General features: G+C 32.4%; 16 protein-coding genes. 1 reads left to right on the forward strand and 15 read right to left on the reverse strand.

Annotated elements, in window-relative coordinates; genetic code table 11:
• Positions 1–166 precede the first annotated feature (166 nt).
• Positions 167–610 (forward strand): TIM barrel protein, encoded by a 444-nt coding sequence (locus H8707_RS15210; protein WP_394354629.1) that lies wholly within the window; start codon positions 167–169, stop codon positions 608–610.
• Between the two features lie 126 nt (positions 611–736).
• Here the strand turns inward: H8707_RS15210 and H8707_RS03970 are convergent, their stop codons facing one another.
• From H8707_RS03970 to pruA, 15 genes are all read right to left on the reverse strand, one after another.
• Positions 737–1,417, reverse strand: coding sequence for a GntR family transcriptional regulator (locus H8707_RS03970; RefSeq protein ID WP_262428845.1), 681 nt, complete (start codon positions 1,415–1,417; stop codon positions 737–739).
• Positions 1,418–1,440: 23 nt separating this feature from the next.
• Positions 1,441–2,190 carry an acyl-[acyl-carrier-protein] thioesterase gene (locus H8707_RS03975; protein WP_262428846.1) on the reverse strand — a complete coding sequence of 250 codons (750 nt, stop codon included), beginning with the start codon at positions 2,188–2,190 and terminating at the stop codon, positions 1,441–1,443.
• Positions 2,191–2,330: 140 nt separating this feature from the next.
• Positions 2,331–3,737 carry a glucuronate isomerase gene (gene uxaC / locus H8707_RS03980; RefSeq protein ID WP_262428847.1) on the reverse strand — a complete coding sequence of 469 codons (1,407 nt, stop codon included), beginning with the start codon at positions 3,735–3,737 and terminating at the stop codon, positions 2,331–2,333.
• A gap of 40 nt (positions 3,738–3,777) precedes the next feature.
• A complete protein-coding gene (locus H8707_RS03985; RefSeq protein WP_262428848.1) occupies positions 3,778–4,785 on the reverse strand; it encodes a TRAP transporter substrate-binding protein in 1,008 nt (335 codons plus the stop codon).
• 12 nt (positions 4,786–4,797) lie between these two features.
• Positions 4,798–5,169 carry a hypothetical protein gene (locus H8707_RS03990; RefSeq protein ID WP_262428849.1) on the reverse strand — a complete coding sequence of 124 codons (372 nt, stop codon included), beginning with the start codon at positions 5,167–5,169 and terminating at the stop codon, positions 4,798–4,800.
• A gap of 121 nt (positions 5,170–5,290) precedes the next feature.
• A complete protein-coding gene (locus H8707_RS03995; protein WP_262428850.1) occupies positions 5,291–6,313 on the reverse strand; it encodes an ABC transporter substrate-binding protein in 1,023 nt (340 codons plus the stop codon).
• A 55-nt stretch (positions 6,314–6,368) separates the two neighbouring features.
• A complete protein-coding gene (locus H8707_RS04000) occupies positions 6,369–7,379 on the reverse strand; it encodes an ABC transporter permease (RefSeq protein WP_262428851.1) in 1,011 nt (336 codons plus the stop codon).
• 17 nt (positions 7,380–7,396) lie between these two features.
• On the reverse strand, positions 7,397–8,920 hold the full coding sequence (locus H8707_RS04005) for a sugar ABC transporter ATP-binding protein (RefSeq protein WP_262428852.1): 1,524 nt from the start codon (positions 8,918–8,920) through the stop codon (positions 7,397–7,399).
• Between the two features lie 259 nt (positions 8,921–9,179).
• The gene (locus H8707_RS04010) at positions 9,180–9,929 is read right to left on the reverse strand and encodes a response regulator transcription factor (RefSeq protein WP_262428853.1); all 750 of its coding nucleotides are present in this window, start codon (positions 9,927–9,929) and stop codon (positions 9,180–9,182) included.
• Entirely contained in the window at positions 9,922–11,409 is a 1,488-nt protein-coding gene (locus H8707_RS04015) for a sensor histidine kinase (RefSeq protein WP_262428854.1), read from the reverse strand. The genes H8707_RS04010 and H8707_RS04015 overlap by 8 nt, the downstream gene beginning before the upstream one ends.
• Before the next feature lie 284 nt (positions 11,410–11,693).
• Positions 11,694–13,178, reverse strand: coding sequence for a UxaA family hydrolase (locus H8707_RS04020; protein WP_262428855.1), 1,485 nt, complete (start codon positions 13,176–13,178; stop codon positions 11,694–11,696).
• A complete protein-coding gene (locus tag H8707_RS04025; protein ID WP_262428856.1) occupies positions 13,175–14,629 on the reverse strand; it encodes a tagaturonate reductase in 1,455 nt (484 codons plus the stop codon). The genes H8707_RS04020 and H8707_RS04025 overlap by 4 nt, the downstream gene beginning before the upstream one ends.
• Positions 14,630–14,651: 22 nt before the next feature.
• The gene (locus tag H8707_RS04030) at positions 14,652–15,263 is read right to left on the reverse strand and encodes a 6-phosphogluconolactonase (RefSeq protein ID WP_262428857.1); all 612 of its coding nucleotides are present in this window, start codon (positions 15,261–15,263) and stop codon (positions 14,652–14,654) included.
• 20 nt (positions 15,264–15,283) lie between these two features.
• Positions 15,284–16,048, reverse strand: a complete 765-nt coding sequence (locus H8707_RS04035; protein ID WP_262428858.1) for an IclR family transcriptional regulator — start codon at positions 16,046–16,048, stop codon at positions 15,284–15,286.
• A 222-nt stretch (positions 16,049–16,270) separates the two neighbouring features.
• Complete coding sequence (gene pruA, locus H8707_RS04040) at positions 16,271–17,902, reverse strand: L-glutamate gamma-semialdehyde dehydrogenase (protein WP_262428859.1); 1,632 nt, start codon at positions 17,900–17,902, stop codon at positions 16,271–16,273.
• Positions 17,903–17,918: the final 16 nt, after the last annotated feature.

The following is a 17,918-nucleotide window of genomic DNA, read 5'->3' on the forward strand; positions in this document are numbered from 1 at the left end:
CACATCTCTAAACATTTCCTTCATTGCATTCAGAATATCATCTGGGTTAGAAAAGCTTTGTTCCCTAACGTAATCTCTCAATAGCTCTTTTGAAACCTTTGACATAAAAATACTCCTCCTTGTAATTGGTATTTATCTATTCCAATTATTAACAAAGAAGAGTATTATTTATACAGTTTACACAAAATATTTTACAGGCTCGAAGCTAAGTGAATATTCATACAATTATCAAGTACCGCTTATAGTTGAAGCCACAAATCGCTATGAAACATCATTAGCTAATACTGTTGAAGAAGCTGTTGAATTAATAAAGGGTTTAGATAGCCCATATCTTCGTGTCTTACCAGATACTTATCATATGAATATTGAGGAAATTAACTTTAGTGAAACCTTATTCAAATATTTTAATTATTTTGATTCATTGCATCTATCAGATAATAATCGTTTTTACCCAGGTTATGGTTCGATAGACTTTTACTCATTATTTAGATTTTTAAAATGCCTTAATTATAAAGGAACTTTTGCTATAGAGGGAAATATCAAAAATAACTTTGAATCAGATTTAAAAGTCTCCTTGGACATGATTAAGTCAATAGTGTCAAGGCTTTAATTAGTCTAATATTAACGAATGTAACATTGGATTCTTCTTTAAAAACATTTAGTCCCTAAAAGGAGAATCCAAGTTTTTTAATTAGACAAAGACTTCTATCTAAATCTAATTAAAATACTTAAATAACTATTTAAAGAATTTGCTATAATTATTTACTATGTTAGCGAGATTATCCATGCCTTCATATATATGGACATTATAATACTCTTTTAGTAAATCAAAGTCCTTATTTAAAAGAGCATCTTTAATCTTCACATGCTCTTCTTGTATTTTGAAAAGACCTTCTCTAGATTCTATATTGGATAATAGTCTCAATCTGTTATAGTGCGGATTCCCTTCTGAAAGCTTCTTCCATATATTTTCTTTATTAGTAAGGCTAAATAGCATTGAATGAAATTCATTATCGGCTTCCAAAAATTTCTTTGCTTTATCATTTTTATCTATATCGCTATTCAGTATTTGTAATTGTTGCAATAATAGAACATTAAGTTTCACTTCCTGAGATTTAGTGATATGTTCCACATCCATCAATACAGCTAATTCCAATTTTTCCCTCATATACATTAAATCAGAGATTTCATCGATGTCTATTAAGGTCACAAAACTCCCATATTTAGGTTTTATAAGCACTAAACCTTCACTTTCCAAACGATTGAATGCAGCTCTAACAGGAGTTCTAGACACATTAAATCTCTTTGAAGTATCTACTTCAATAATTGATTGTCCGGGCAATAACTCCAAAAACATTATTTCTTCTTTTAATTGATTATAAACATATTCGCTTGCTGAAATCTTTGCTGAAACCAATTGAAAAGTCTCCTTTCATCTTTTCATCTTTTTTTCCATACAGTTCTACCATAGGTATTTACATCATTAGAATCAATTGTATTGATTTTATGCAAATAAATTCTTTTATCATCTCTAGTCATGCCTTCACTAATTGATGATTCTATTAAATCCCCTAATTTGATTTCTTTTTTGTATTGAATGTCAAATTCTGTAAGATAATAGTCATTATCGACCTCGTCGGGTATTACCTCCAACATCCAATTAAGGTATTTTACATTATTGACATGATTGTTGTAATCTATATCTGTTTTTCTTACATGAAAATCTATGCTGGTTTCTGTCGCAAACTCAAAGTTAAAATTATAGAAGTCATATGGTGGTTGGTTTTCATCGACTATATTGTATGCTTTATAAAACTCCTTAGGAATTCTAATGGGCCTTTTTTTTACTATATCTAAGAAAATCCACAGTGTTGTTGCCTGACCTATTATACTTTTATCAGTATCATAAATTACGAACTCTCTTGTAGCATAGAATTTATCAAATCCAGTAGCCAATGTTTCTACAAATATTTTTTCTCTTACTTTGGGGTATCTATGTAAGCTTACGTTCCATCTGTTAAGCATCCAGCCATAATTTTTTTTACGTAATTCATCAACCCCAACTCCTAAATCATCACTATGAAAAGAAGAGGTTTCTTCCATATATGCTAACAATGAAGCCGGATATGCTGTTCCGTTTTTATCCGAATCATAATAAGGTACTGTAAATTCTTTTATATACTTTCTCAAATAAATACACCTCCATAAAATATTATAGCATAAAAAAATCAGGAAAGGCTATGCCTTTCCCCCATTATTTTTACAATCTATACTCAATAATTACAAATTATAATTCACAATAGACCCTTAAATCTTCCTGCCGTATAAACCTAAATTTCAACTCCAAAATAATCTCTTGCGTTATAAAAGCAAATTTCCTTAATCATTGTACCTAACAATTCCATATCTCTTGGAATCTCTCCATCTTCTGCCCAAGAACCAACTAAATCACATAAAACACGTCTAAAATACTCGTGCCTTGTATAGGAAATAAAGCTCCTGGAATCTGTTACCATCCCTACAAATCTTCTTAATAGCCCTAGATTAGCAAGTGCTGTCATTTGCTCCTGCATGCCGTTCTTTTGATCATTAAACCACCATCCTGAACCAAATTGTAATTTCCCCGGTATACCTCCACCTTGGAAGTTGCCAATAATTGTTCCTAATATATAGTTATCACTTGGATTCAAACAATATAAAATTGTTTTTGGAAGTTCCTTTGATTTGTCCATTTCATTTAATAATTTTGCAAGTGATTCAGCTATATTTCCATCATTGATGGAATCATAACCTGTATCCGGTCCCAAGATATCAAGCATTCTAGAATTAGTATTCCTTAAAGCTCCTATATGAAGCTGCATTACCCAGCCTCGTTTGTTATACATCTTAGCTAAATTTATCAAAGTTTTAGTTTTATATTTATCAATTTCTTTGTCGGTCAGAGCCATGCCTTCAATTGCTTTTAAAAATATTTCTTCTATTTCTTTATCACTAGATGGTTCATAGAATATCCTATCTATTCCATGGTCAGAAAGTCTGCATCCTTCCTTATGAAAATATTCTACTCTCTTATCCAATGCTTTTATAAAAGCATCATAGGAATCTATATTTATCCCGCTAATATCTGACAGGGATTTTGTCCAAGGTACAAAAGTATCATTTTCAATATTGATACCTTTATCCGGTCTTAGTGCCGGAAAAACCCTAACACCAAATTCTTTATCTTCTCTTATTTTCTTATGAAATTCAAGAGTATCTGTTGCATCGTCAGTAGTACAAAGAGCTCTTACATTAGATCTTTTTATAAGTCCTTTTGCAGTAAAATCTTTTTCTTTCAAAAGCGCATTTGCCCTTTCCCATATCTCATCTGCAGTATCTCCATTAATAATTAAATCAATATTAAAAAATCTTTTTAATTCAAGATGCGACCATTGATAAAGCGGATTTCCTATACAATACGGAACAGTTTTTGCCCAAGCTTTGAATTTATCATAATCAGAAGCGTTACCAGTAATATATTCTTCATCTACTCCATTGCTTCTCATTACCCGCCATTTGTAGTGATCACCACCAAGCCATATTTCTGTAATGTTTTTAAAGCTCTTATCATTCGCAATTGCTTCAGGACTTAAATGGCAGTGAAAATCAAATATAGGCATGTCCTTTGCATAATTATAATATAATTCTACTGCTGTGTCAGTATGCAATAAAAAATTTTTATCTAAAAATTTTTTCATTTTAGTGCTCCTTTCTGAATTTATAGTAAATACATGAAAATTACTCAGTATTTGTAATTTGCTCTATTATATCTTCATGTGACTTAAAAGATTCATATATTGGTAATGCTCTTGACTTAAATTGCTCTCGCTCTTCAGCTGTTAACACAGTAATTATGCTTCCATTTTCTATGGCAATTTCACGAGCCTTTTCTTCCTCCTTGACCATTTCCTCTCTTTGATATAAAGCAGCTTCTTTAGCACATTCTTCAATGATTTGCTGTTGTTCTTCAGTTAACCTGTCATATGTTATTTTATTTATTATTACCAATTCTGGTATGCGGATATGTTCACCTATAGTAATATATTTAGCGACCATATTATGTGATGTGGATACATAGCTTGGCCAATTATTCTCAGCACCATCAATTATTCCGGTCTGAATAGCACCAAAGACTTCGCTAAATACCAATGGAACCGGTGTAGCACCTATATTCCTAACAAAATCTTTCATCAAATCCATTTCCTGAACCCTTATCCTTAAGTATTTCATATCATCAGGAACTCTGATTTCCTTAATGGAATTATAAAAATTTCTAGCACCTGCATCATACCATGCTAACCCGTACATTTGATTTGAAATTAGAGAATGACGAAAATCATCTCCCAAAGGTCCTTCCAATACCTTGAACATATGATCTTTGTCTCTGTATAGATATGGTAATGCCAGCACTCCGAAACTTTCATCAATTGTTACTAAAGGAGCTATACTTACCCTTGCCATATCTATAACTCCAAATTTTACCTGTTCTATTACCGACTCTTCATCTCCGAGTTTCCCCTCAGGATAAACAATAATTTTTATGTTTTCTTCAGTTCTCTCATATACTAAGTTAGCAAACAATCTATCTGCTCTAACTGTTGGATAATCCTTCACATGGTTTTCAGCAAGTCGAAGTATAACTTGACCTTCATGTGTATTTATATCTTTCTTTTGAAAAGCACACCCATTAAGTAAAATACAGAATACAAACAAAATTATTAATATATTGGATAGTTTAAACGTCATAGCTACATCTTCCTATCTATGAGAAACATTCTTTACCTCTTCTGCAGAAGGATATTCCAAACTTTCGTCTACAGATAAGTCTGCTTTTAACAATGTAATCATTTTATTTTGTAAGTCCGGAGTGATTTTGATTATTTTTTTCTTTGATACTTTTTTAAAAGCAGACTCATAATCAAGTCTACCTTCATCTATTACACGCTCCTTTACCAATATATAATGCATCAATAAATATTGTAGATCCTCATTTGGAAACAATTCAGATAAAATTGAAGATACCTTTTTTTTCTGCTCAGCACCATATGGAAATATCCTTTTGGAATAGTCATTATATTTTTTATTTCTTTCTTCTTTGCTGATAAATAGACCTTCAAACATATTAGACAAATAAATCACCTCATATCTTAAATATATCATTCATTATATCAAATCAAGTTTAATATAATCAAATTATATCCTAAAATATGTATAAATCCCCTGAAAATTTCAAGAGATTTATTTTTATATACTAGTTTCCTGTTGGATCAATAATTTGTTTTACTTCATCGCTATCAATGTTATCTTTGTCGACTACCATTACTCCTGTGTCAATCATTTTTTCAGATGGAGTCTTCCCTTCTGATAATTCTATACCTGCTTTTACTCCTTCATATCCCATTAAGTATTGTTTTTGTACTATTGTTACTACTTCAAATTCTCCTCCTCTTATCATTTCTTCTATTTCTTCTGAGAAGTCAAATCCTACCATCGCTAAGTCTTTTCTGTTTGATTCTTTTAGTCCTATTACAAATCCTACTGTACTTCCATTGTTTGGTCCAAATACTCCTTTTAGGTCCGGATATGTGGTTAGAAAGTCTTGTGTAAATCCTACTGCTTTTGAGATGTCTCCATCATTTACCTTTACATCGTTATTTAACACTTCCCAACTCTCTGGTGCATTTGCATCCCAGTATTCATTGAATCCTTTTAGTCTATCTATAATGGTTTGCGATCCACTGCTTCCGATTTGTATTGCTATTTGTGCTTTTTCGTCTTCTTTTACCCCTGCTTTTTTAAGTCTTTCTATCATTTCTTCAGCTGCCATTTTCCCGGCTTCTACATTGTTTGTCATATATGCTACATTGTAGTCATCTGTGTTTATCATAGTATCTACTATTACTATTGGAGTGCCTGATTTAAATGCATCTGATACTGGGTTTGCCAAAGCTGTTGAATCTGTTGGTCCTATTACAATTGCATCTGCCTTAGCTGATACTGCATCTTGCAATTGTTGTACTTGTTTTTCTATTTCTGCTTCATTTGCTAAACCTGTTACTACTAATTTTATTCCCAATTCTTCTGCAGCATCTTTAGCACCTTGCTCTACTACTGACCAATATTGATTTCCTAAAATCTTTGTTAAGAAATACACTGTCTTTTGACTAGCTTCTCCATCTGCGTTTGAAGGAGTATCAGCATCATTATCGCCTCCACATGCCACCAAACTAACTGACATAGCTAATACTAAAATCAATACTAATAATTTCTTCATTTCAGTACCTCTCCTTTAATTAATATTTTTATGATTAAGCTTTATTGCTTAAATCCTATTTGTTTTTCATATTACGTCTTGCTTCCATAGCTACTGCGCCAACCAGAATGATACCTACTACTACTTGCTGCCAAAATGAGCTTACACCCATTAGGTTTAATCCATTTCTCATTATTCCCATCATTAGTGCTCCTATAATTGTGTTCCCAATGCTGCCCTCGCCGCCATTGATAGACACTCCTCCTAGCACTGATGCTGCTATTGCCTCAAGTTCGTATCCTTGACCCGCCATTGGCTGAGCACTGGATATACGCGATGTAACCAAGATCCCGCAAATCGCTGCTGAGAACCCACTTACACAGTATGCAAACATACGAGTTCCTACTGCATTGATTCCTGATAATTTAGCTGCTTCTAGGTTGCTTCCACAGGCATATATTTGTCTACCTATTCTTGTTTTAGATAGTACTACGAATAATATTAGACCATAAACTAAAGTTATGATTACGCTATATGGCAGCCCACTAGACATACGCCCTCCACCGAGTACATAAAATGCTTTCTGCACGCTTTCACTTGGGATAGTATTTGTATATATTGGTTTACCATCTACCAGTACATTCGCCAGCCCCCTAAATATCCATTGAGTTCCTAATGTTGCCACAAATGGCACCACCCCTAATACCTCTATGGAAAATCCATTAAAAATCCCCATAAGTATCCCAAATATTAATGCTGTAAGTATGCTAAATACCAGCGGTACACCCCTTATAAGTAATGTTGTTACAATAATTCCTGATAATGCCATTGATGAACCTGCACTAAGATCCGTCCCTCCGCAAACTAAGCAAAATGTCAGTCCAAATCCTATAATGGAATATGTTACTACTTGTTGTGCTATGTTAATAAGATTGCTGCGAGCCAAGAATAATTTTGGCTTCAATAATGCGAATACAGTAAAAAGTAAAACTAAAGCTGCACCGGATAGCATTGCCTTTTTTGCACTTGTTCCTAATTTATGGCTTATATCCTCTTTGGGTTTTAATTTGTTCACTGTGTCAGTCACTTTTTTACCCTCCTCTTTTAAAAAATGTTCTCCCATTGCGCTTTTTTCTTCATTTTGTTATATCCTGCTGCTAAATATAATATTTCTTCCTGAGTTGTTTTTTTTACGTCTAATTCTCCGTTTATCGTACCTTCGTGAATTACTAATATCCTATCGCTCATGCCTAGTATTTCAGGTAAATCTGAGGATATCATTATAATGGATACACCTTGATCACTTAATCTGTTTAATAATTCATATACTTCAAATTTTGCACCTACGTCTATTCCTCTGGTTGGTTCATCTACTATTAATAGCTTTGCATCATTACACAACCATTTTGCCAATACTATCTTTTGTTGATTTCCTCCGCTTAAATAGCGAACCTTTTGCCTAAGAGAGGGTGTCTTGATTTTAAGCAAACCCTTATATTCTTGTGCGTTTCTTTTTCCTTCTTTATCATCTATAAATCCATATCTGGATATATGTCTTAAATGCGCCATGTTAGTGTTGTATTGAACATCTAAATCCAATGCCAATCCATCAAATTTTCTATCCTCTGTTACATAGCCTATTCCATTTGCAATTGCTTGTCCCGGATTATTCACTGTAATTGACTTTCCATCCATGTATAGTTCTTTTGAATCCGCTTTATCTGCTCCAAATATAAGCCTTGCCAACTCTGTACGTCCTGAACCCATTAGTCCGGCTATTCCAAGAATCTCTCCTTTTCTCACTTCAATTTTTTCTACGTTTACTATACCTTTTCTACTTAAATTTTTAGCTTCAAAACATACTTCTCCTATATTTCGAATCTTTTTGGGATATTTATCCTCTAGTGGTCTTCCTACTATCATATTTACTAGTTCATCTACTGTTATATCCTTGTAATTTCTAGTTCCTATATATTGCCCATCTCTTAACACCGTTACTCTTTCACATATCTCCTCTAATTCTTCAATACGATGGGAAATATATACCATCCCAACGCCTTTCTTTTGTAAATTTCTAATGATGTCAAAAAGTTGTTCGATTTCTTTCTCTGTTAATGCTGCTGTAGGTTCATCTAATACCAATATCCTTGATTTTTGGGAAATCGCTTTAGCAATCTCCACCATTTGTTGTTTGGCTACACTTAAATTGCTAACTATTTCATGAGTACTTATATTTATGCCTAAATCATCCAGAACGCTCTTTGCATCTTCGTGCATCTTTTTATCACTTATCAGATATCTTTTTAATGGAGGACGCCCCAAGTATATATTGTTTGCTACTGTCAAATGCGGACATAGATTTAATTCCTGAAAGATGATAGCAATACCCAATTCCTGTGCTTTAGCTACAGAATTGATATTTACTTCTTCTCCTTCAATGAAAATACTCCCGGAATCTTCCTTATATACACCTGACATTATCTTCATCAGAGTAGATTTTCCTGCCCCATTTTCACCTACAAGCCCATGAACCTCTCCCTTGTTTACAGAAAACGATACATCGTCTAAAGCTTTAACTCCAGGAAAGTTCTTACATATTCCCTCCATTCGAAACAATTCTTCTGACATGTTTTCACCTCTTTCATATCCATTTCTAATATAGTAAATATTCTTAGTATAATATTACCCCTTCTTGTATTCATCTGTCAATATGTTGTATACAACAAAAATTAATAATTGTTAACACCTTAATATTTTAAATTAAGATGTTCTCATTATCATATTCATTTTACTAAAAAACTAAGCCATTACTCAATGAATTTAGACGACATTTTCTTACTTTTTCAGCTATCTTTTGTGTTTAATTTAAATCCGCTATAAACTTTATTTATTTTTTTACCCTTTCATATTGAGTTGCACTTATTCCAACATATTTTTTAAATGCTCTGCTAAAATAATTTGGATCCGAATATCCTACCATATAAGCTATTTGTTTGATGCTAAGATCCCTTTGCTCCAACAATTCTTTTGATTTTTCCATACGCAAATGTATTAAATAGTTTGTAAATGTTTGCCCTTCAATCTTCTTGAACAACTTACCCAGATAATCGGGACTTAACCCTACATGTTCTGCAACCTGCTCAAGTGATATATCATTGGTAAAGTTCTCTAGGATATAGCTCTTCATCTCGTCTATAAATTTTATATTTCTATCTCTTTTAACCCAATCAACCTCTTCAGTTTTATTAATAACAACAGATGAATTAATCTTTTGTATAGCATCATTAATTGCGGAAATAAATTCGTCATTGTCGACAGGTTTCAGCAGATATTTAAATACACCGATGTCTATAGCAGATCTGGCATATTCAAATTCCGAATAGGCTGTTAATATGATTATCTGAATATTTTTATTTCTATCTCTAATAATACGAGAAGCCCCAAACCCATCTAATATGGGCATATGAATATCCATTAGAATTAAATCTACTTCATTGTTTTTTTCAAATTCCACTGCTCTCTCGCCATTTGAAAGATTAGCTGCAACCTCAATCTTATCCTTAAAATACTCTTCAAACAAATATGCCAGAGCCTTTCTTTCTATCACTTCATCTTCCACAATCATAACTTTAATCACTTACTTTACCTCCTTTAGGTATAGTAATTGTTACAGTAGTGCCATATCCATAGACGCTTTCAATCTTCAGAAGATCTTTTTGCCCAAAGCTTAATTCCAATCTCTTTTTAACATTTTTTAATCCAACATTGCATTTTTCTTTGCACTCTTCATTGGATTCACTGAAGATTTTCTTAAGTTTATCAGGAGCAATTCCCTCTCCATTATCCTCTACGTATATTGAAACACTTACTTCATTTTCTAATATCCTAACATTTATAATTCCGCCTTCTTCTTTATTTTTAAATCCATGTTTAATGCTATTTTCAGCTATTGGTTGTAAAACCATAGGAGGCATATTTATCTCGTCTAGATTTATATTCTCAACTTTAATGTCAAAGCTCATTTGATCTTGAAATCTTGTTTCTTGTATATATAAATAAGCTTGTACAATGTCCAACTCCTCCCTGATAGACACTAGATTATGAATATTTACTACATTATATCTTAAAATCTTTGACATGCTTTGCATCAATTTAACTATCTTTTCATTCCCATCAAACATGGCAGTTCTGGAGATTATATTCAATGTATTAAATAAAAAATGGGGATTCATTTGACTCTGTAAATTCGAAAGCTGAGACTCTTTTACCAACTGAGTCATTTGAGCATTTTTAAGTTTTTGTTCCATTAATTCGATTTCCAATTGTGATTTAGATTCCAGTTCAGACATATAATCTAAAATATTATTTTTCATTTTATTAAATGCAGTAGCAAATAAATCCAATTCTATAGAATTTTGCGGCTCAATATCAGCTATATACCAATTACCTAACGCTAATTTTGCAGCAGATTTACTAAAATCATTTAAATTTGATACTATGTCTTTAATCAAAGTTACTATATACCAAAAATTTAATAAAACAATGACAAATAAAAAGATATAAGCATTTCTTTCTACTTTTTTATATAAATGATTTATATTCTCATATCTACTTACTTGATACTTAATACATGCCTCTGTTAGATTGTTAGCGATTTGGTCTAAAAATGTATATAATCTTTTTAATTCCTGTTGGGTTCCATAAGTCTGAACATCAACGCTTCTTACTCTAAACAGACTATCAGTCAACTCTTCTTCATATATAAGTAAATTCTCCATAATTCTATAGTACATGCAACTGTTTTCATCCTGTTTAATATTGTCATATATGTATTCTGTAATAGAGATTATAGATTCTCTATTGTCATAATATTTTATAAAGTAGTCTTCATTGTCATTTCTATTAAAATAATTTGATACTTGGAAACTATTTTTATTAAGATATGTTTTCAAATTCGTTAATTCTATATTAAAATTTATTATTTCATTTAGTTCAAAATTAAGTCTTCTGCTGATGTACTGATTTAAACCTATAGCAATCCCACCAATTATAGTCATGGATAACACTATATAGAGAAGTACATATTTCATGGAAAACTTTTTGTTGCGTATTAGCATAATGATTCAGTCCTTCTATTAATTATATCGATTAATATTATAACATAAATAAGTTCACAGTTCACAATTCACAATGCACAATTCACAATTAAAAGATAAAGATTGTTGGGGTCGAGCTTTTGGGTCTTAAAAGAGAAAAGAGGAGATCTCTCGGCTTTAGCGCGAGATGACATTAAATACGTTTGTCATTCCGGCTAGTATAGAGCATCTCCTGTTTTCATTATCCATTGTCAATTTGTCGACTATCAATTAAATGTTCCCTAGTTTTCTGCTATACACTGCTCTTATAGCGTAACTCCTGTTTTCAGTATAGAAATCTCCTTAAATCCATTTTTCTCATTATTTACATATTCACCGCTTGCAACACTTATTACATAATCTATGAAGTCAGTTAATACTTCTTCCATGAGTTTATCTTCTAACAAAACTCCAGCATTGAAATCAATCCAATGTAGTTTTAACTGATATAGTTTAGAATTTGTCGAAACTTTAACCGTTGGAACAAAACTACCAAAAGGAGTTCCTCTACCGGTTGTAAATAGCACCATATGGCATCCCGAAGCTCCTAAAGCTGTAGATGCTACTAAATCATTGCCAGGTGAATTCAGAAGATTCAATCCTTTATTTCTGCTTATTTCTCCATATTTTAATACATCCACTACCTTGGATTTTCCTCCCTTTTGTGTACACCCCAATGACTTATCTTCTAATGTCGAAATCCCGCCTTCTTTATTCCCAGGAGATGGGTTTTCATATATAGGAAGGTTGTGAGCAAGGAAATATTCTTTGAAATTATTTATCAATTCTACAATATCTTCAAAAACTTCTTCGGATTCTGCCCTTTCCATCAATATGGTTTCAGCACCAAACATTTCCGGAACCTCCGTCAATATAGTAATACCTCCATTATCCACTATATAGTCAGAGAATTCTCCTAACAAAGGATTTGCAGTAATGCCTGAAAAGCCATCGGAACCGCCGCATTTTAATCCAATTTTCAGCTCAGAAATTGGAATTTCTACTCTTATATCATTCTTCATCGTTTCATAAAGTTCCTCCAATATCTTAACACCTTCTTCGATTTCATTCGATACTGTTTGAGTAATCAAAAACTTCGTTCTATCATTATCGAATTCCCCCAGTTCCTTTTTGAATTCATCTATAACGTTGTTTTCACAGCCTAATCCCAAAACCAAAACACCACCTGCATTTGGATGTTTTACTATATCCGCTAATATTTTTCTTGTGTTTTCCAGATCATCACCTAATTGGGAACACCCATAATTGTGTTTATATACCAAGCAGTCGTCTATATTCTCTAAATTTATTTTGTTTTTAAATTCTCTTACAATCATTTCTGCGATTCCATTAATGCATCCAACTGTAGGCACTACTAAAAGTTCATTTCTTATTCCTACATCACCATTTTTTCTTTTATAACCCATGAAAGTTTTAGGTTTGTTTATTCTTCTAATATCTTTAAAATTAGGATTGTAATTATATTCTAAAGTACCATCTAAATTTGTCCTTATATTATGCGTATGAACCCATTGTCCCTTTTTTATATTTTCAGTAGCATGTCCTATCGGATAACCATATTTTAATATGTTTTCGCCTTTATTTATGTCCCTTGTGGCTATTTTATGACCAGGTTTTATGTCTTCTAAAATTTTAGTAGCTTCAATGTCATCTAAAATAATGCCTTTATTTATTTCATTTAGCGCAACTACAACATTATCAGAAGTATTAATTCTTATAAAATCTTTCATCGCAGTATCTCCCTTACAGCTTCTTTCATTCCTTTTCTAACTATGCTGGTTAAGTCTTTTGTAACTTTTTCATTTAAACCCACTATAGAGTTTAAATCTATTTTCCACAAATCTACCGACCCCAAAACGGTCTTTACAATTGATTGTAAATTTTCATCTGAACCATCATAATTATTCCACAAATTTTTATACATTTCAAGGATTTCAGGATCATCTGATAAATTTATGCTTTCACCATTTCTATCTCCCCTATAGAAATATATTAAAGATGCTAAAGAAAATACTAATTTTTTAGGTAATTTATTTTGCCTGTTTTTATATTCTAAAATAGATGGCAATATTCTTGTTTCAAATTTACTCATTGAATTAAGTGAAATACTCATTAAGTAATGCTTAATGAATGGATTTCTAAATCTATCCAATACATCTTCTGCAAAATCGAAAAGTTCTTCTTCAGGCAAATCAAGTGTCGGTATAATTTCATCAAAAATGACAGACTTGACAAACTTCCCTATTGTTTCATCTTCAACAGATTCCTTTACTGTATCTATTCCATAAAGATATGAAACAGGAACCATAGAAGTATGAGCCCCATTTAATATACGAACCTTTCTTTCACGGTAGGGTGTCAAATCCTCTGTAAAAAGTACATTTAGCCCTATTTTGTCAGCAGGAAATTCATATTTGATTTTCTTTGGTCCTTCTATCACCCAAAGATGAAATATCTCTCCTTCAACTAAAAAGCTATCCTTATATCCTAATTCTTTTTCTATTTCAGATGCCGTTCCCTTTGGATATCCCGGCACAATTCTATCTACCAGTGTATTATAAAATATATTTGCTTTATTAATCCAATCCTTAAAGCCCTCTCCTAAATTCCATAACTCAACATATTTTAGAACAATATTTTTAAGATTTTCTCCGTTCTTATCTATCAATTCGCATGGTAAAATAAATAAACCCTTTTTCATATCTCCATCAAATGTCTTATATCTGTGATATAACCATGCAGTTAATTTACCAGGAAAGGATTCTTGCGGTCTATCTTCCAACCTATCGTTTTCATTAAATGCAATACCTGCTTCGGTTGTATTTGAAATTATAAATCTCATGTCCGGATTTTCAGCTATTTTTAGATATTCATCATAATCTCTATAAGTATTTAATCCTCTGGTTATTGAATTGATTACATTTTTTTCACTTATTTCTTTTCCTTTTTCAACCCCGTTTAATAGCAAAGTATAAAGTCCATCTTGTTCATTTAATTTATAAATCCTGTCACTACTTCTAGGTCCAACAACTACAACTCCTGAATTAAAATCCTTTTCTCTATTCATTTTGTCAATTATCCAATCAACAAAAGCTCGTAAGAAATTTCCTTCTCCAAATTGCATTATCCTTTCAGGGTATTCTTTATAATCTTTACAAATTGATTTGTTTAACTTTTCCATAAAATATCATCCTTTCAACAAATTAAATAATATCTTTAACTAAACTTGCAGATTCTTCATCTAAAAAAAGCGTCCATTTGGGATGACTCTTTAATATTGTGGCGGGAACATTATTATTAATATCCTCAAACCAGCCTTCTCCAACTTGTTGCATTTTACACTTATTGTCCAATTCTACGATTTTATATGATTCGTTAGTATCAAAATCTGCAGGCGGATCATTAAAAGCAATGTGCCCATTTTCCCCAATTCCTATTACACCAATATCTATAGGCTTTAGATTTAAATTTTCCGTAAGTTTTTTAATATTTTCTTCGATATTCCCATTTCCATCCACCAAATATGCATTTTTCAAATTGACTTTACTTACAAATCTTGCCATTAGGTATCTTCTAAAACTTGCAGGATGATTCTCATCCAATCCAATATATTCATCTAAGTGGAACATTTCTACCTTTTCCCAATCTATATCTTTATTTATTAGGGCATTGATTGTACTGAATTGGGAAGCTCCGGTTGATAAAAGTATTCTCGCCTCTCCTCTTTCTTTTATTGTTATGTTCAATAAGTCAGCAATCAGTGAAGCAGCATGTTTCCCCAACTCATCCGCATTTTTTTCAATATGAATCTCCATCTTTCAACCTCCTTGAACATTTAGTCTCCCCTATATCCCAGTTCATTTGATATTAGATGAGCATATTTTTTAACCTCATTGGCGATTTCTTCAATTCTATCTCTTGTAACTCTTATAGTAGGACCAGATACACTGATAGCTCCTTCTACAGATCCCGTGTGATTAAATACCGGAGCACCTATACATCTAACCCCCAATTCATTTTCCTCATTATCTACTGCATACCCTTTTTCTTCTACTTCCTTTAAATTTCTTTTAAATACTTCTAAATCAGTAATTGTATATTCAGTCATTTTTTCTATCTTACTATTTTCCCATACACTTTCAATTTCTTTATCAGGTAAGTATGCAAGTATAACTTTGCCGACTGAAGTACGATATAAGGGGCTTCTTCTCCCTATGGTTGAAGCCATTCGAATTGTATTATCGGCTTCTACTTTATCTATATAAACTATATCATTTTCATCTCTTATAACCAAGTGAACTACTTCATTTACAGTCTTCATAAGCCTCTCTGTATAAGGTTTTGAAGATTTAAAAATATCCACATTGGCTATTCTTTTACATCCCAATTCATATAACTTTAAAGATAATTTGTATTTATTAGTAGATGCATCCTGAATAACAAAACCTTTATAAATTAATGTACCTAGTAATCTATGAACTGTTGATTTATGTAAATTAACCATTACACCTATTTCCGTAACCCCTAAACCCTCATCATAATTAGAAAGTAATTCCAAAATACTCAATGTTCTATCTACAGATTGGACTACATCTATCATTTTCTCACCTCAATATTTTAGATTTCAAAATCTACAATAAATGCTTGCAATTGATTTCCTTATTTATTATAATATAAATGTATTAATTCCACAATACAAATTATTGTTTCATATTATGAAATTTATATAAAATGCTTAAAATGATATTATGGGAAAATTGCAACGATAATCCCCCTTATCCCATAAAAGAAAAAGCTAGGTTCAACAAACCTAGCTTTTTCTTTACTCTTCATCCATATATTCATATCTATAATTCTTCGGCGGAATGAAGTTTTCTTTTATATTTCTTACATTAACCCAACGCAAAAGATTTAACTTGCTGCCGGCTTTATCGTTAGTTCCGGATTTCCTTCCTCCTCCAAATGGCTGTTGCCCCACTACCGCTCCGGTTGGTTTGTCGTTTATATAGAAGTTTCCTGCCGAGAAATACAATACTTTTTGCATCATAGCCAAAGCTTCTCTGTCTTGTGCAAATATTGCACCTGTAAGCCCATACGGTGATGTTTCATCACATAGTTTCAATGTGCTTTCCAAATCCTTATCATCATATAGATAGATTGTGATTACCGGCCCAAATATTTCCTCCTCCATTGTTTTAAACTTAGGATTTGTCGTTAAGATAATTGTCGGATCAATAAAATATCCTACGGAGTCATCATATGTTCCACCCCAAAATATTTCAGCTTCATCACTTTTTTTAGCATAGTCTATATAAGATGTTACCTTATCAAAGGCCTTTTTATCTATAACCGCACCGACGAAATTTGTGAAATTTTCAACATCTCCAACTTTTATTTCGCTTAATTGTTCATTCAATTTCCCTTTCAACTCTTCCCAAATGCTTTTGGGGACATATGCTCGAGACGCCGCTGAACATTTTTGTCCTTGGAATTCAAAGGAGCCTCTGATAATAGCAACTGCCAAGGCATCTATATCACTTGAATTGTGAGCAAATATAAAATCTTTTCCACCTGTTTCTCCAACTATTCTTGGGAAGGATCTATATTTACTTATATTTTCACCAACTGATTTCCAAATTCCTTCAAATACCCTTGAAGAACCTGTAAAATGAATACCAGCTAAATCCTTATGTCCAATAAGTACTCTATCAACATCTGCTCCATTGCTTGGAACAAAATTGATTACCCCATCCGGCAGTCCCGCTTCTTTTAATACCCTCATAAATATATAATTTGAATAAACCGCATTGTTGGAAGGTTTCCAAATCACCGTATTGCCAAGCATTGCCGGTGCAGTAGGCAAATTTGCTCCTATCGATGTAAAATTAAACGGTGTAATAGCTAACACAAACCCATCCAGCGGTCTATATTCTAGCCTATTCCACTCCGTAACTATTGAATTTGGTTGATCAGTATAAATTTCATTCATATAATATGTGTTATATCTAAGGAAGTCTATTAATTCACATGCTGAGTCAATTTCTGCTTGAAATACTGTTTTGCTTTGTCCTAACATTGTTGCAGCATTTATAGCTGCCCTCCACGGTCCCTTTAACAACTCGGCTGCTTTTAAAAATACAGCGGCTCTGTCATGCCAGTCCAATTTTATCCATGCCTCTTTAGCTTGATGAGATGCCTCTATTGCCATTTCCAATTCTTTATCCCCGGCAACATGATATCTTGCTAAAATATGCTTATGATTGTGAGGTATTTTTACTTCTCTTATATTTCCTGTTTTGATTTCCTTGCCACCAATGATAAGCGGGATTTCAATTATCTCCTCTTTGAGTTGGGATAGCGTTTGCCTCAGTTCCAATTTTTCCACACTTCCAGGCTTGTACCCATAGATTGGCTCATTATTTGGCACTCTAACTTTAAAAATACCATTAGACATAATATAACCTCCTTCA

This window comes from Paratissierella segnis (assembly GCF_014385195.1).
Taxonomy (GTDB): Bacteria; Bacillota; Clostridia; order Tissierellales; family Tissierellaceae; genus Paratissierella; species Paratissierella segnis.

Coding starts and splice junctions, on each gene's coding strand:
- H8707_RS04035 (WP_262428858.1), bottom strand. CDS start 16,048: ATGATAGATGTAGTCCAATCTGTAGATAGAACATTGAGTATTTTGGAA.
- H8707_RS03995 (WP_262428850.1), bottom strand. CDS start 6,313: ATGAAGAAATTATTAGTATTGATTTTAGTATTAGCTATGTCAGTTAGT.
- H8707_RS04020 (WP_262428855.1), bottom strand. CDS start 13,178: ATGAAAGATTTTATAAGAATTAATACTTCTGATAATGTTGTAGTTGCG.
- H8707_RS04005 (WP_262428852.1), bottom strand. CDS start 8,920: ATGTCAGAAGAATTGTTTCGAATGGAGGGAATATGTAAGAACTTTCCT.
- H8707_RS04015 (WP_262428854.1), bottom strand. CDS start 11,409: ATGCTAATACGCAACAAAAAGTTTTCCATGAAATATGTACTTCTCTAT.
- H8707_RS03985 (WP_262428848.1), bottom strand. CDS start 4,785: ATGACGTTTAAACTATCCAATATATTAATAATTTTGTTTGTATTCTGT.
- uxaC (WP_262428847.1), bottom strand. CDS start 3,737: ATGAAAAAATTTTTAGATAAAAATTTTTTATTGCATACTGACACAGCA.
- H8707_RS04030 (WP_262428857.1), bottom strand. CDS start 15,263: ATGGAGATTCATATTGAAAAAAATGCGGATGAGTTGGGGAAACATGCT.
- pruA (WP_262428859.1), bottom strand. CDS start 17,902: ATGTCTAATGGTATTTTTAAAGTTAGAGTGCCAAATAATGAGCCAATC.
- H8707_RS04025 (WP_262428856.1), bottom strand. CDS start 14,629: ATGGAAAAGTTAAACAAATCAATTTGTAAAGATTATAAAGAATACCCT.